General features: G+C 56.1%; 12 protein-coding genes and 1 tRNA gene. 8 read left to right on the forward strand and 5 right to left on the reverse strand.

Annotation, left to right across the window (positions count from 1 at the left end; translation table 11 throughout):
* Nucleotides 1-7: 7 nt before the first annotated feature.
* The 4 genes from WC772_03950 to WC772_03965 are packed head-to-tail and all read right to left on the reverse strand — an operon-like array spanning nucleotide 8 to nucleotide 5,209.
* Nucleotides 8-637, reverse strand: coding sequence for a cation transporter (locus WC772_03950; protein MFA6169907.1), 630 nt, complete (start codon nucleotides 635-637; stop codon nucleotides 8-10).
* Complete coding sequence (locus tag WC772_03955; protein ID MFA6169908.1) at nucleotides 634-1,914, reverse strand: response regulator; 1,281 nt, start codon at nucleotides 1,912-1,914, stop codon at nucleotides 634-636. Before WC772_03955 ends, WC772_03950 begins: the two co-directional genes overlap by 4 nt.
* 9 nt (nucleotides 1,915-1,923) lie before the next feature.
* On the reverse strand, nucleotides 1,924-4,473 hold the full coding sequence (locus tag WC772_03960; GenBank protein ID MFA6169909.1) for an ATP-binding protein: 2,550 nt from the start codon (nucleotides 4,471-4,473) through the stop codon (nucleotides 1,924-1,926).
* Nucleotides 4,460-5,209: an NTP transferase domain-containing protein gene (locus WC772_03965; protein MFA6169910.1), complete on the reverse strand. Its 750-nt coding sequence runs from the start codon at nucleotides 5,207-5,209 to the stop codon at nucleotides 4,460-4,462. The genes WC772_03960 and WC772_03965 overlap by 14 nt, the downstream gene beginning before the upstream one ends.
* Nucleotides 5,210-5,281: 72 nt before the next feature.
* Between WC772_03965 and yqeK the strand changes: the two genes are divergently transcribed.
* From yqeK to rpoD, 8 genes are all read left to right on the forward strand, one after another.
* Nucleotides 5,282-5,854 carry a bis(5'-nucleosyl)-tetraphosphatase (symmetrical) YqeK gene (gene yqeK / locus WC772_03970; protein MFA6169911.1) on the forward strand — a complete coding sequence of 191 codons (573 nt, stop codon included), beginning with the start codon at nucleotides 5,282-5,284 and terminating at the stop codon, nucleotides 5,852-5,854.
* Nucleotides 5,844-6,734, forward strand: coding sequence for an LCP family protein (locus tag WC772_03975; protein MFA6169912.1), 891 nt, complete (start codon nucleotides 5,844-5,846; stop codon nucleotides 6,732-6,734). The genes yqeK and WC772_03975 overlap by 11 nt, the downstream gene beginning before the upstream one ends.
* A gap of 26 nt (nucleotides 6,735-6,760) precedes the next feature.
* Entirely contained in the window at nucleotides 6,761-7,087 is a 327-nt protein-coding gene (rsfS, locus tag WC772_03980) for a ribosome silencing factor (protein MFA6169913.1), read from the forward strand.
* 257 nt (nucleotides 7,088-7,344) lie between these two features.
* Nucleotides 7,345-7,420: transfer RNA gene (locus WC772_03985), tRNA-Ala, on the forward strand.
* An 81-nt stretch (nucleotides 7,421-7,501) separates the two neighbouring features.
* Nucleotides 7,502-10,201 carry a pyruvate, phosphate dikinase gene (ppdK, locus tag WC772_03990; protein MFA6169914.1) on the forward strand — a complete coding sequence of 900 codons (2,700 nt, stop codon included), beginning with the start codon at nucleotides 7,502-7,504 and terminating at the stop codon, nucleotides 10,199-10,201.
* A gap of 19 nt (nucleotides 10,202-10,220) precedes the next feature.
* Nucleotides 10,221-11,210 carry a deoxyguanosinetriphosphate triphosphohydrolase gene (locus WC772_03995; GenBank protein ID MFA6169915.1) on the forward strand — a complete coding sequence of 330 codons (990 nt, stop codon included), beginning with the start codon at nucleotides 10,221-10,223 and terminating at the stop codon, nucleotides 11,208-11,210.
* Nucleotides 11,207-12,952: a DNA primase gene (dnaG, locus tag WC772_04000; protein ID MFA6169916.1), complete on the forward strand. Its 1,746-nt coding sequence runs from the start codon at nucleotides 11,207-11,209 to the stop codon at nucleotides 12,950-12,952. The genes WC772_03995 and dnaG overlap by 4 nt, the downstream gene beginning before the upstream one ends.
* Nucleotides 12,953-12,985: 33 nt before the next feature.
* Entirely contained in the window at nucleotides 12,986-14,050 is a 1,065-nt protein-coding gene (gene rpoD, locus WC772_04005) for an RNA polymerase sigma factor RpoD (GenBank protein MFA6169917.1), read from the forward strand.
* On the opposite strand, the gene WC772_04010 is transcribed toward rpoD, so the two are convergent.
* Nucleotides 14,042-14,884, reverse strand: coding sequence for a polysaccharide deacetylase family protein (locus WC772_04010; GenBank protein ID MFA6169918.1), 843 nt, complete (start codon nucleotides 14,882-14,884; stop codon nucleotides 14,042-14,044). The genes rpoD and WC772_04010 overlap by 9 nt on opposite strands.
* Nucleotides 14,885-14,953 lie beyond the last annotated feature (69 nt).

A 14,953-nucleotide genomic window follows, 5' to 3' on the forward strand; every position in this document is an offset into this window, starting at 1 on the left:
GAATTTTTTAGGAGCGACACGAGCCGCAGCACTCTTTCCCTTTTGATTTATCGATCGACTCTCTCCCTTCCATAAAAGCATAGTAGGCGATCCCTATCGTCCCAAGAGAATCGATATAGCCGACCTTGAAGAGTTCATACAAAACACTGGAGACGAGCAGAATTACCGACAAATAAACGCAGGTCTTGGTGCAATTGGCGTCGGCGATAATCGCGTCGGAGGAAAGCCTCTCCCCCACAAACATCTTGGCCTTCATTAAAAAAACCATCGTTAATATTGAAATGACGGAGATTATTATCCCCCAAGATGTGGTTATCGGCTTATGGTCGATATAAATATTGTAGGCAACCGTTAAGATCAAGCCGATGGTCAAGAGATAAAAAGAGATCCCCGTTATTTTTAAGGCAGTTTTTTCAAAACTGTCCCGCTCTTGGTCGTTCCTTTTGATCCGGACAATCATATGCCAGACGCCGATCCCGGATAAGACTTCGACAAAAGAATCGATCCCAAAACCAAGAAGGGTCAGCGTCTGGTCGGTATAACCAAAATAGATCGAGACCAACCCTTCAATAATATTATAAAAAACGGTGACGATCGCCAGCGATAAGGCGATATTCCATAAAACTTTTATATTCATTTGAACTCTACTTCTTGTTCGGCGATCCGATCAGCAATCGCCGTCCTCGGCAGGTCAAAATATTTGGCCAGTTCACCCAGGTTCTCGCCGTTCTTATGCGCCAGGAAATCAAAAAGCCCGGCTTCAAAATTCCGGCGGACATCGTCTAAGCTGACCAGGCCGTTCATCTTCGCTTTTTTAAAGAAGACCTGTTTGTAAATCCGAAAATCTACTGCCAGGTCGGCCAGGGACAAGATCTCTCCCCGGCTCCGCAAGACTCCTTGTTCAATAAGTCCTTCAAGTTCCCGGTAGTTGCCGGGAAAATCATAGGCGGCCAGAAATTCTAAAAGGGCCGGTTCTATCCCTTTGAGCGGCTTGTCGTGGTCGGCACTGTAGCGCTTGATCAGGGCGGCCAGAATGAACGGGAGATCCCCTTTCCGTTCCCGCAAAGGGGGGATCACGATCTGCGCGTATTCCTGGGCCAGCGTGGAAAGGGCTCCTTTCTTCTCCGTCGTCCCTATTATCACTAAAATCGTCTTGTCGAGGGTCTCTTTCCGGCTCTTAAAGAATTCGAAGATCGACATCTTAAAGCCGGAATCAAGCTGGTCAAAATTCTCGAGGTACAAAGTCCCGCACCGTTCGTCTTCGTCCTGCAGGGTCGTCGCGGTCGGCAAAGCTAACAGTTCCTGGACCGAAGTCCAGAAATACGCTTCCAGGTTTTCCCGGCGGAAAGAGGCCAGGTCGATGACTTTAAATTGCCGCTGGCGCTGGCGGCTGTTTTGGTGGATCAGTTCGGCGATCTCTTTTTTTTCGATCCCGGTCTCGCCGAACAGGAGAATATTGGCCGACAAAGCCAGGCCCCGCTGGATCTCGGCGTAAAGCCCTTTGAGCCCTTCCCCTTTGGCCCAAGCCGCTTTGGCCGGGATAAAGGCGAGCCCCGCCCTGGTCGCGGTCCGCTCGATCGCTTCTTTTAACGCCGGGGGACTGAATGGTTTTTTCAGGAAGTCGGCGACGCCGATCTTGGCGGCCGAGACCGCTAATGGGATGTCGTTGGCGGAAGAGACCATCACCACTTTCAGGTCGGTATTGAAGAGATGAATTTGGCGGAAAGCGGCTAAGCCGTCCAGCTCTTTAAGGTCGTTGTCGATGATCACAAAACGCGGGGGGCGAAGCCGGATCAGTTCGAGCGCCGAATCCAAACTGTTAGCGGTGTAAACTTCGTTCTCACGCGCCGCCTCGCGGACCACCGCCGCCAGGTCGGCATCGTCAGAGAGTAGGACCAGAGAGTTGCTTAACATTCGACTGAATTATACCAGTCCCTGACGGACAGGTAAAGTGACGGTAAATGAAGTCCCCTTGCCAATCTCGCTTTCCAGATCGATAAAGCCGCGGTGGCCGTCCACAATACTGTGGGAAATGGTCAGCCCCAGCCCCGTCCCGCCGTATTTTGTCGTGTAGAACGGATCAAAGAGCCGTTTCTGGATCTCTTTGGAGATCCCCACTCCGCTGTCTTTGATCATCACTTTGATGCTCCGGAGTTCCCCTTCCTGCCGCTTCCCTTCCATCGTCAGAACAGTGAGAGTTCCGCCGTCCGGCATCGCCTGAATCGCGTTAAGGACCAGGTTCGAGAAAACTTGGCCCAACTGACCCCGGTCAACTTCGATCGGCGGCAGGGGCAGATAGCTCTTTTCGATCTTGAGGTTTTTCGACTGGTCGGCGTAATCTTTAAGCGTTTCTTCCAGCAGTTCGTCGATCTTGACCGGCGCGAAGGTCAGGGCCGACGCCCGGGCAAAACTTAAGAGGCTTTCCACGATCCGGTCGATCCGGTTGATCTCCCGGGGCAAGATTTCTTCCAGCTTTTTCCGGTATTCCGGGTCGTTATAACGGGTCGGCAGGAGTTGGGCAAAAACTTTCATCGAAGAGAGCGGATTTTTGATCTCGTGCGCCATCCCCGCCCCCATCGTCGCCAGCGCCGCCAGTTTGTCGGCCCGCCGAACTTTTTCTTCCAGCGCTTTAACTTCGGCGAGGTCCTGAATGGTGATCAGCACGCCGATCTTTTTCCCGTCGTGGTCGCGGAGGAGGGTCGAAGCGAGCGAGACCGGAACGATCCCCCGCTCGTGCGAAGTCAGGTTCGCTTCGTGGTTGGTAAAGCAGTGCTCTTTGAACGACTGCAGAACGATCCGGTTGAGGAGCGATTCTTCCCCCCAAATTTCTTCGCAGGTCTTGCCTAACACTTCGGTGATCTTCCGGCCGGTAATTTTCTCCGCCATAATGTTGAACGTAACGATCCGCTCTTTCTGGTCAACGGTCATGACGCCGCTGACCATCGATTGCAGGATCTCTTCGTTGTAATCTTTCATGTTGACGACCTGGGCGTAGAGCCGGGCGTTGTCGAGCGCCACCGCCGTCTGGCTCGCCAGCGTGCTTAATAGTCCGATATCTTCCGAGGTCATAATGTCCCCCGAAGTTTTGTTCCCCAGAGCAATGATCCCGATCATCTGGTCTTTGGAGATGATCGGCACCCAGACCGGGATCCCCAAGCGGTCCATTTCGTCCCGGACTTCTTCCAGATCGGTCGGTCCGGCAATTAACTGGTAGTGGGGCGACTGCCGCTCGACCTCATCTTCAATTTCGTCCCGCACCAGCACATCCTGCATGATCGAGAGCCAGGAAACGATCGGACTGTCGACGTCGATCTCGATCCGTTTGTAACGCGGGATCGACATCGGGACCGAGCGGAAATGCTCCCGCTCCCGGTCGAGAAGCAAAAAGGAGATCTCCGAGACCTCCATCGTTTTGACGAACGACATGACAATCAGTTTGGTTAACCCTTCGATCTTGATGACCGAGGCGATCTCCCGGCTGATCTTCAGGAGAGTGTTCCGGTAGTCGTAGCGCCCTTTAAAAAAGAGGCGGTCGGCGATCAGGCCGAAGACAGTGACCAGCGGCTGGTAAAGGATGGCAACCGCCAGCGCGTCAAAAGCGGAAAAGGTCAGGAGCCCGAAGCCGGGCCGGCCGGCAAAATACAACTGGCCGATCAGGGCGATGATCGAAAAAAGGAGGAGCGAAAAAAGGGCGGCCAAACCATAGACCGTAATGTGGTGGATGATGATCTCCAGGCTCATCAGGCGATGTTTCAGGATCGAATAATAGCCAAAGGCGGTCAGGATCATCAGGAAGAACGGCCCGTAGCCGAGCAGTTGGTTAAAACCGATCAGCGGCAGAAGGAAGTTGCCCAGGATCGGCACGATCAGCGCCAACAGCCCGCCCAGTATAATGTACCCGACCTGGAGGCGGCTGGTCCCGAAATAACGCTTCCGTTTCTGCCGGAGTATCTGCGCCGCGTACAAGATCGTCCAGCCGATGAACAAAAGATATATAGGGAGCCCTAACCCGGCGTTAAAACCATTCCCTTCCGGGGAAATGACCGCTTTTTCAAACAACAGGCCGGTGAAGGAGACCACCAGCAAGGCTAAAGCGCATATTCCCCAGGCAACCAGCGTTGCCAGCTTCGGCAGGCTGTCGAGCTTCGGAAAAAGAAAAGAAAAATAAAGGAAGCTCCCCGCCATCAGCAGGCCGCTGATGGCCGCCCCCCTTAAATGGAAAAGGGCTTCGGCCGGAACTTTGGCGGTGGAAAAAAAGAACAACGCTAAAGCAAAAGCAAAGATCGAGCCGGCCAGAAAAGCGTAGGTGGAGTTGATCCGGTTGCCAGGAGAAGAGATTAGGACCGTCCACCCCATCGCTAAAGTCGCCAGGCCGGCGTAGAAAGGGAGAATGAACTGCGGCCGGCTGAACAAGAGGGCCAGTGTCCCGACGACTCCGATAACGATCAACAGCGGGGGGCTAAACAGCCGCATTGCGCCTCTGCCGCAGGAGCTGTTCGATCTCCGCCAGTTCGTCCTTGGTGTTGACCCCAAGCGTTTCGGCGGGATCATCGGTGCTGAAAGCAAAGACCGGCCGCTTTTGGCGCCGGAGAATCTCGATCGTGTCGGTCAGGTAATATTCCTTTTGGGCGTTTTCGGAGCGGACCTCTTTCAAAGCGGCAAAAAGGGCCTCCTTATCAAAGCAAAAAGTCCCGGTGTTGACCTCGTTGATCTTCAATTCTTCTGGGGAAGCGTCTTTTTTCTCGACAATTTTCAGGATCTCGCCGTTTGGCTGGCGGACGATCCGGCCGTAATTTCCCCCGGCGGGCAAAATCGCGGTCAGGTCGGTCGCCGCCGCTTTTTGCTGGCGATGAAAATCGATCAGGCGGCGCAGGGTCCGCTCGGAGAGGAGTGGCACATCCCCCGCCAGGATCAGGACCGTCCCTTTAAATCCGGCCAGGTTCGGCTCCGCCATCAAAACAGCGTGGCCGGTCCCCTTCTGTTCCGCCTGGACGACAAACTCGACCGGCCAATCCTTAAAGAAGTCGGTGATCAGCTCGCGCCGGTGGCCGACGACGACCAGAGTCTTGGCCGGTTGCAGTTTTTGGGTGGTTTTCAGGACATGGGCCAGCATCGGCTCGCCTAACACCGGGTGAAAGACCTTGGGAAGGTCGGATTGCATCCGCACCCCTTTGCCGGCCGCTAAGATCACTACCGCTAAATCGTCCATTAACGTTCATTGTAACAACCGCCGCCCGGGTTGACAAGCATTTTCTACATTGTTATAATTCAAGACGGAAACATGATATCAAGAGCGGCCATCCTCGAACGGCTAAAAAACTCTCTCGATCAGGAACGATTTGCCCACTCCCTCCGGGTAGAAAAGATCGCTCTCGAGCTTGCCGCCAAACATCATGTTAGCGCGTCCCGGGCCAGCCTGGCCGCCCTGCTCCACGATTGCGCCCGACGATACGACCGGCCGGGCTTCCTCCGGATGGCCAAAAAACTCAAGCTGAAGATCGATCCGGTCCGGCGCTTCGAGCCGAAACTTTTTCACGCCGAGATTGGCCGCTATTTAGCGGCCAAAGAGTTCGGCGTCAAGGACGAGGCGGTCCTCCAGGCGATCGCCAGCCACACGACCGGACGGGCGGGAATGACGAAACTGGAAAAAGTGATCTACCTGGCCGATCACCTTGAGGTCGACCGGCAATTCGCCGGGATCGATAAGGTTAGAAAGCTCGCTTTCCGGGACCTGGACCAGGCGATCATCGAGTTCACCGGCCACTCGGTCGCTTATTTCCTGGGCCGGGGCTTGCCGTTCGATCCGGTCACCGTTGAGACAAGGAACGATTTGTTGCTGAAAAATGGAAATTAAAAAGCGCTCGAAAAAAATATTCGTCGTCATCGGCATTGCTGTAATCCTGTTCGGCATGGTCGCCGGTTTCGCCATCGGCGTCGCTTCCCGACTTGCCCTGCTCGAAGTCTTCTTAAGCCTCGCCCCAACTTCGCCGATCTTCCCGAAGTCGAACATCCTGGTCTTGGGAGTCGACAAAGGGTATTCCCACCGTTCCGATTCGATCATGGTCGTCCATGTCGATCCGGACAAACGGGCGGTCGGCGTCATCTCCATTCCGCGCGACACCTTGGTCACCGTTCCGGGACGCGGCCTCGACAAGATCAACCACGCCTTCGCTTACGGCGGAGTCGAGCTCGCCCGGCTGACCGTGGAAGAGTTCCTCGGGGTCAAGATCCCTTTTTTCGTGACCGTTGACCTGACCGGGATCGAAGAGATCATCGACAAGATCGGCGGCGTTGAAGTTAACGTGCCGAAGCGGATGTATTACGTCGATTACGCCGACGACCTGCGGATCGACCTCCAGCCCGGCCGCCAAAAACTCAACGGCCATCAGGTCATGGGGTACTTGCGTTTCCGCCACTCCGACAACGACTTCTCCCGGATCAACCGCCAGCAGGATTTTGTGAAGACCGTCGGCAAACAGCTGATGCGGCGCGAAAACATCCTGCAAAGCCCGGAGATCTTCTTTACTCTCCTGGGTTGCATCGAAACGAACCTTAATTCCCGCCAGGTCCTGGGCCTCTCCCTGGCGCTCCGCGGCGCCGAAGAGACCGGCCAGATCGGGATGACGACCGTTCAGGGGAGCAGCCTGATGGTCGATGGCATTTATTATTTCAAACCGGACGCGGAACTCCTCCGCTCGACCGTCGGCAGTTATCTCAAAAAAGAGAGGGAATAGTCATTACCAGAAAAACCGACGAAAAATTGATCGAGCTGATCGCCAAAGCGGCCGAAAGCAAACTGGCGCTCGATGTTAAAGTCCTCGATGTCCGCAAAACTTCCAACCTGGTCGACTACTTGATCATCTGCGGCGGGGAAAGCGAACCGCAGCTCCGCGCCATCGGCAACGAGATCGACACCGTTCTGCGCAAAGCCGAGATCAAGGGTTATCGCTGGCAGGGAGTGATCGGCTCCGGCTGGATCATCCTCGATCTAGGCTCGATCGTCGTCCATATTTTGGGCGTGGTGGAGCGGGAATATTACAATTTGGAAGAGCTCTGGGGCAAAGAAGCTATAATTTATCATTATTAATTCCCAACCCGGCCCTTTTGGTGTATAATAAACAACGGTTTGCGATCCCTTTCCCGTGTCTCATTGTTTCGCATTTCGAGTTTAGAATTTAGATTTTCCCGCCGCAGGCGGAAGTGTGGGGCCGTAGTTCAGTCCCGATGGTCATTATTTTTAATAATTATGGAATCATCGGGATCCCGACATCCGCTTCGCGGATCGTCGGGACTGGGAGAACTTTTTGATCGAATCAAGAAGTTCGATCTTTTAAATTTCAATGTGGGGCCGTAGTTCAGCTGGGAGAACGCTTGACTGGCAGTCAAGAGGTCAGGGGTTCGATCCCCCTCGGCTCCACCATTTTTTTGGCATAAAACGAGTCACGAGACCCTCCTTGGATCCGCGATTCGCGAAAGCAAAATTCAGAAAGGGGTAAAAACAATGGCTAAAGGCAAGAAAGAGATCAAGTACGTTTATCGGTTCGGCGGCAAGAAAGCGGACGGCAAGGCGGAAATGAAGAATCTGCTGGGAGGCAAGGGGGCCAACCTGGCGGAAATGACCAACATCGGGATTCCGGTCCCTCCGGGCTTCACCATCACCACGGAGATGTGCACGGTTTATTACAAACTGAACCGGAAATATCCGAAAGCGCTCGACGCCCAGATCCGCGAAAGCATGAAACACATCGAAAAGACCATGGGCAAGGGAGAAGAGTTCGGCAGTGAAACCAATCCCCTGCTCGTTTCGGTCCGCTCCGGCGCCCGCGTCTCCATGCCGGGAATGATGGACACCGTCCTTAACCTCGGCCTCAACGACAAGACCGTCCTCGGCCTGGTCAAACAGTCCGGCAATGAACGGTTCGCCTGGGACGCCTACCGCCGCTTCGTCCAGATGTACGGCGACGTCGTTTTGGGACTCAAGCCGCAGACCAAGACCGACATCGATCCGTTCGAAGAGATCATGGACGAAGTTAAAGAAGAAAAAGGGATCAAGCTCGACGTCGACCTTAAAGTTGACGACCTGAAAGAATTAGTGAAACGCTTCAAGGCGGCGATCAAGAAACGGAAAGGGATCGATTTCCCGGAAGATCCGTGGACCCAGCTCTGGGGCGCCGTTGAAGCCGTTTTCGGTTCCTGGATGGGCGAGAGGGCGATCAAGTACCGGCAGATCAACAAAGTCCCGCACGACTGGGGAACCGCCGTTAGCGTCCAGGCGATGGTCTTCGGCAACATGGGGAACGACTCCGGCACCGGCGTCGCTTTCACCCGCAACCCGTCGACCGGCGAACACAAGTTCTACGGCGAATACCTGATCAACGCCCAGGGCGAAGATGTCGTCGCCGGCATCCGGACGCCGCAACCGGTTAACAACTCCACCAAGACTTCCGCCGAACAGAAAACTCTGGAAGAAGTCATGCCAATCGCTTACAAGACCCTCGAAGCGACCTACAAGAAACTTGAGAAGCACTATCGCGACATGCAGGACATCGAGTTCACCATTCAAAAAGGAAAGCTCTGGATGCTCCAGACCCGGAACGGCAAGCGGACCGCCGCCGCCGCCCTGCAAATTGCCTGCGACATGGTCGCGGAAAAACTGATCGACACCAACACCGCCCTGCTGCGGGTCACGCCGTCACAGTTCGACCAGCTCCTCCACCCAACTTTCGATCCGAAAGCAAAAAAAGAAGTCATTGCCAAAGGTCTCCCCGCCTCTCCGGGCGCGGCAACCGGCCAGGCGGTCTTCCACGCTGACGAAGCCGAAGAATGGGTTAAGGACGGGAAGAAAGTAATCCTCGTCAGGATCGAAACCTCGCCCGAAGATATCGGCGGGATGAACGTCGCCGAAGGGATCCTCACCGCCCGGGGCGGAATGACCTCCCACGCGGCGGTCGTCGCCCGCGGCATGGGTAAATGCTGCGTGGCCGGTTGCGGCGATCTCGACATCAATTACAAGGCCAAACAGTTTGCCGCCAAAGGGGTCGTTATTAAAGAAGGGGACTGGATCTCGATCGACGGCAGCACCGGCGAAGTGATGAAGGGAAAAGTTCCGACCAGTCTCCCGACACTCTCCGGTAATTTCGGCAAGGTCCTGGCCTGGGCCGACAAAGTCAGACGGCTCGGCATCCGGACCAACGCCGACACCCCGAAAGACGCGCAGGTCGCCCGCGACTTCGGCGCCGAAGGGATCGGCCTCTGCCGCACCGAACACATGTTCTTTGAAGGGGACAGAATTAAAGCGGTCCGCGAAATGATCCTGGCCGACGACTTGGCTGGACGCAAAAAAGCGCTGGCCAAACTTCTGCCGATGCAAAAAGGCGATTTCGTCGGGATCTTCGAAGCAATGAAGGGCCTGCCGGTCACCATCCGCCTGCTCGATCCGCCGCTGCACGAATTCGTCCCGCACGAAACGGCGCAACAGCAGGAAATGGCGAACGAAATGGGCGTTTCGCTGGAACACGTCCAGAAGAAAGTCGACTCGCTCCATGAATTTAACCCGATGCTCGGTCACCGCGGCTGCCGCCTTGGGATCATCTACCCGGAGATCACCGAAATGCAGGCCCAGGCGATCATTGAAGCCGCCTGCGAACTGAAGAAAAAAGGGATCGTCGTGAAACCGGAGATCATGGTCCCGCTCGTCGGGTCAGTCGCCGAGCTCAAGAACCAGACCGCGATCATCCACCAGGTTGCCAAAGAGACCATTGCTAAATTCGGCGTGAAGATCGAATACATGGTCGGCACGATGATCGAAGTGCCGCGCGCCGCGCTGGTCGCCGACAAGATCGCGGAAGAAGCCCAGTTCTTCTCTTTCGGGACCAACGACCTCACCCAAATGACCATGGGCCTGTCCCGCGACGACGCCGGCAAGTTCCTGCCGACCTACGTCGAAATGGGGATCTACAAAGACGATCCGTTCCAGGCGTTAGACCAGGAAGGAGTCGGCCAACTGATCGCCATGGCGGTGCAAAAAGGCCGCAAGACCAAGAAGGACCTCAAGCTCGGGATCTGCGGCGAACACGGCGGCGACCCATCGTCGATCGAGTTCTGCCACCATGTCGGGCTCAATTACGTCAGCTGTTCTCCTTACCGCGTGCCGATCGCGAGACTGGCGGCGGCTCAAGCAGTTTTGAAAGCTAAAAAATAGGAGTTGATCCAGACTGCTAATTCGTGAGGAAATCGAGGGGCGGGAGAAGCAATTTCTCTCGCCCCACGCTGCTTTCTCGGCCAAGACCCGGGGCCGCAAAAAGCAGGAAAAAGAATGCCCGCTCCGCACCGCTTTCCAGCGTGACCGTGACAGGATTATCCATTCCAAGTCTTTTCGCCGTTTAAAACATAAGACCCAGGTTTTTATCTCACCGGTGGAAGATCATTTCCGGACCCGGCTGACCCATACCCTGGAAGTGGCGCAGATCGCCCGGACCATTGCCCGGGCCCTGGCCTTGAACGAAGATTTAGCGGAAGCAATCGCTCTTGGCCACGATCTGGGACATACCCCGTTCGGCCACGCCGGCGAATATGTGCTGGATGAGGTGCTCAAACATTACGGCCGGCGCTTCTATCACAACGAGCAGAGCCTGCGGGTCGTCGAACACCTGGAGCGGGAAGGCGAAGGGCTCAACCTGACCTGGGAAGTACTGGACGGGATCCGCAACCACACCCCGGACGATCCCTGGCCGGCGACGCTCGAAGGGTGCATCGTCCGCCTGGCCGACCGGATCGCCTATCTGCGACACGACATGGAAGACGCCATCGTCGCCGGCGTGCTGAAAGGCGGGCAGCTTCCCCGCCGGCATATGCGGGTCCTGGGGAAGAACATTCTCGACCGGATCGTAACCGATATCGTCAAACACAGCCGGAACAAGCCGGTCATCAGGATGAGCCGGGAGGTCCAGACCGCCATGGACGGTCTCTACGATTTTATGTACAAAAACGTTTACACTAACCCGACCGCCAAGCACGAAGAGAAAAAAGTGCCGGAACTGCTGCAGCGTCTGTTCCGCTACTATCACTACAACCTGCAGTTCCAAAAAGGCGTTAAGGAATCCGACCAGCTCCAGCACACCGTCGATTTCATCGCCGGCATGACCGACCGCTACGCCATCAATAAATTTCAGGAGCTTTTCGTCCCCGACGAATGGAGGCAAACTGCTTGATCCCCGCCCAAACGATCGAAGAGATCAGAAAAAAATCGGACATCGTCTCGGTCATTTCAGAATACGTGCCGCTCCGCAAACGGGGCCGGAGTCACTTGGGGCTCTGCCCGTTCCATTCTGAAAAGACCGCGTCGTTCACCGTCTCCGAAGAGAAACAATTGTTCCACTGCTTCGGCTGCGGCGCGGGAGGAAATGTTTTTGACTTTATCATGCAGATCGACAATCTCGGCTTTGCCGAAGCGGTCCGCGAGCTCGGCGAAAAACTGGGGATCGAAGTCGAAGGGGCCGGCACGGGCGGCGGCGGCAAAAGCCAGCGCGACCAGATCTATGACCTGATGCAGCTCGCCGGCAAATTTTTCGTGAAGGCCCTGCAGGAGCCGGGCGGACAACCGGCCCGCGATTACATGAAAGGGCGCGGCATCAGCGACCAGACCGCCGCCCTCTTTAATCTTGGTTACGCGCCGGAGGGCTGGGACCATTTGTATCGGTACCTCCTCTCCCGCGGCGCTCATCCGCAAATGATGGAACAAGCCGGGCTGGTCCTGGAGCGAGAAAACGAAAAAGGGAGTTACTACGATCGCTTTCGGGGCCGGTTGCAGTTCCCAATTATGGACACCCGGGGCCGCCTGCTCGGTTTCAGCGGCCGTTCTCTCGACGGTAAGGAACCGAAGTATTTAAATTCGCCTGACACGCCGGTTTTTCATAAAGGCGAAGCGATCTTCGGGCTTAACTTTACTAAGGAAGCGATCAAAGCGGCCAAGACCGCGGTCCTGGTCGAAGGGAACGTCGACTTGATCTCGACCTTCCAGGCTGGAGTCAAAAACGTCGTCGCGCCGCTAGGCACGGCCCTGACGATCGGCCAGTGCAAGTTGCTGGCCCGCTTCGCCGATACAGTAGTACTGGCTTACGACGCCGATCCGGCCGGCGAAACCGCGGCCGAACGGTCGGCGGAGATCGTCCGGTCGGCCGGGCTCAAAGTTAGGATCGCCCAATTTAGCGGCGCGAAAGATCCGGACGAGCTGGTCCAAAAGCACGGCGCCGAAGCGCTGAAAAAAGCGTTGAGCGAATCACTCCCCTATCTCGAGTTCAAGATCCGGCGGACCTTGAGCCGCCACAATCTGGCCGAGATCGAAGGACGCGGCCGGGCGCTGAAAGAGATCGGCCCGCTCCTCGCCCAGGAGAGCGACCAATTCGCGCAGAAAGAGTACGCCAAGCTGGCGGCGGCCATGCTCAAGACGACGGACGAACAGGTCCTGGCCGAAGCGAAAAAGCTCCGCTTTTATAATAATCACGGAACGCGCGACCTGCGCCGGACGGTGGAGAAGCCCGCTTCCAAGATCAGCACGGCCGAAAAACATTTGCTAGCCCTGGCGGCACAAAGCAGCGACGCGCGGGAGACCTTGAAAGCGGAATTGCCGCTCGATCATTTCATAACACCGGAAGCCCGCCAGATCGCGACGCTGTTATACGGCGCGGACTTGAGCGGCGCCGAACAACCGGAGCACGCGCTCCTTGGAATGATCGAAGACGAAGGGGCCAAACGGCTCCTGACCACCGCCCTGCTGGGCGAAACGGTGGAAAATCCGCAGGAGATCCTGCGCGATTGCATCCAGTCTCTAAAGGGTGAACATTTGAAGGGCCGGGTCAGCGTTATTAAAGAAGAATTGCTTCAGGCGGAAGCGGCCGGCAACGCGGTCCGGGCGGCCGAATTACTCTCGGCGTTAAAGACTGAAATTTCCTAGCCGGGTGGCCGATAATAAATTGGAGGGGATTGCATGTATTTTGGTAAAAAAGCAGATTTTGAAACATTGAAGACTTTGGGGGCCCGCAAGGGTTTCTTAACGCCCGAAGATATCCTCTCGGTCTATCCTGAACCGGAAAAGAAACTTGACCAGATCGAACAGCTTTTGAGCACCGGCATCGATCTGTCGGAAAGCGCCAAGATGGCCAAGGAAGAAGAGATCCCGAAAGCCGAGGACCTGCAAAAGGAACTCCTGGGGCTTAAAGGGGTCGGTGTCGACGACACCGTCCGGATGTACCTGCGCGAGATCGGCAAGTTCCCGCTGCTGACTTCGGAAGAAGAAGTCGTCCTGGCCAAACGTCTGAAAGCCGGCGACATCCGCGCCAAGCACAAGCTGGTCAACTCCAATCTGCGCCTGGTCGTCAGTATCGCCAAGAAATATACCGGCCGCGGCATGCTCTTCCTCGACCTCGTCCAGGAAGGGAACCTGGGGCTCATTCGCGCCGTCGAAAAGTTCGACTACCGCAAGGGCTACAAGTTCTCGACTTACGCGACCTGGTGGATCCGCCAGGCGATCACCCGCGCCATCGCCGACCAGGCCCGGACCATCCGCATCCCGGTCCACATGATCGAAACGATCAACCGGCTGCGCAAGACTTCGCGCATCCTACTGCAGCAGCTCGGCCACAAGCCGACGGAAAAAGAGATCGCCCAGCGCGCCCGGATGTCGGTCGACAAGGTCCGGGAAATCCTCCGGATCTCGCAGGTGCCGCTCTCTCTCGAAGCGCCGATCGGCGACGAAGAAAGTTCGCGGCTTGGCGATTTTGTCGAGGATGTCACCATTCAGGCGCCGGACGACATCGTCCTGCAGGGACTGCTGCGCGACGACTTGGAAGAAGTGATGAACACTCTCTCGGAACGCGAACGGACCGTCCTGAAGCTCCGCTTCGGTCTGGACGACGGGCATCCGCGGACCCTGGAAGAGGTCGGCAAGGTTTTCAACGTTACCCGCGAGCGCATCCGGCAGATCGAAGCCAAGGCGCTGCGGAAATTAAAGCACCCGACCCGCGCCCGGAAGCTCAAAGAGTATTTAAAGTAAGCGGTTAAAGAATTTCCGCCATTCGCCGGCGATCGTTTGGATCCGGCGGATGTGAAGCGGATTAAAGCCGGGGCTCCCCGGCGCCGGCTGGAGCCCGCCGGCGACTTCGGCAGCCAACTTATAATCATAAGCGATCTTCTGGTACCGCCCGGAAAAGACCGTTTCATCGCTCGGATATAACCCCATCGGCAAAGCCAAGCTAACGACCGGGCGGCCGGTCACGTCGCTTAAAGCTTTTGACGACCGGGCCAGCGAATAGGCCGCCTCCTTGGTCGAAATATTTCCCAACCGATCATGACTGTAGGTATGCGACGCGACTTCGAACCCCCACTCTTCCAGCTGACGGAGCTTTTTGGCTTTATATTCCGGCCGTTCCGGCTGGCCGAAAATATTCCGGTCGGGGTTATTGGTCCTAACGACGATAAAAAAGGTCCCCCGGGCCGGCCAGTCCGGATACTTGGCCGCGAACTTTTTAATGATCCCGACCGCGCACTCCGGGTCCACCTCCCCATTCGGTAAATAGCGGAACTGGCTCGACGATGAATCGTCAAAAGTCAGGACAACCGGGGTTTTCCCTTTAGGCAAGCCAGGGAAACCGGCCAGAATATCGCGCAGGTTAAAAGGATAGTAGTCGTGGGCACGCAGCCATTCCAAATCGCGCCAAAAGTTTTCCGGGGTTCGCGACCAGCGGGCTTCCGGCCGGCGGATCAGGTGATACTCCAGGACCGGGAATTTCTTAAAGGAATATTTGATCGCCGGAGTCGGCGGCAAGTCTTTGTGTCTGCTAACCTCAACTGAAGGCCCAACACAACCGGTAAGGACTAATAGCAACAAGCCTATAACCGCGGAATTAATTCCGCGGTTATAAAAACCGATTTTGGAACCCGCGGCGATATTGCCGCG

The organism is Candidatus Margulisiibacteriota bacterium, assembly GCA_041661965.1.
Taxonomy (GTDB): Bacteria; Margulisbacteria; WOR-1; order O2-12-FULL-45-9; family XYB2-FULL-48-7; genus XYB2-FULL-45-9.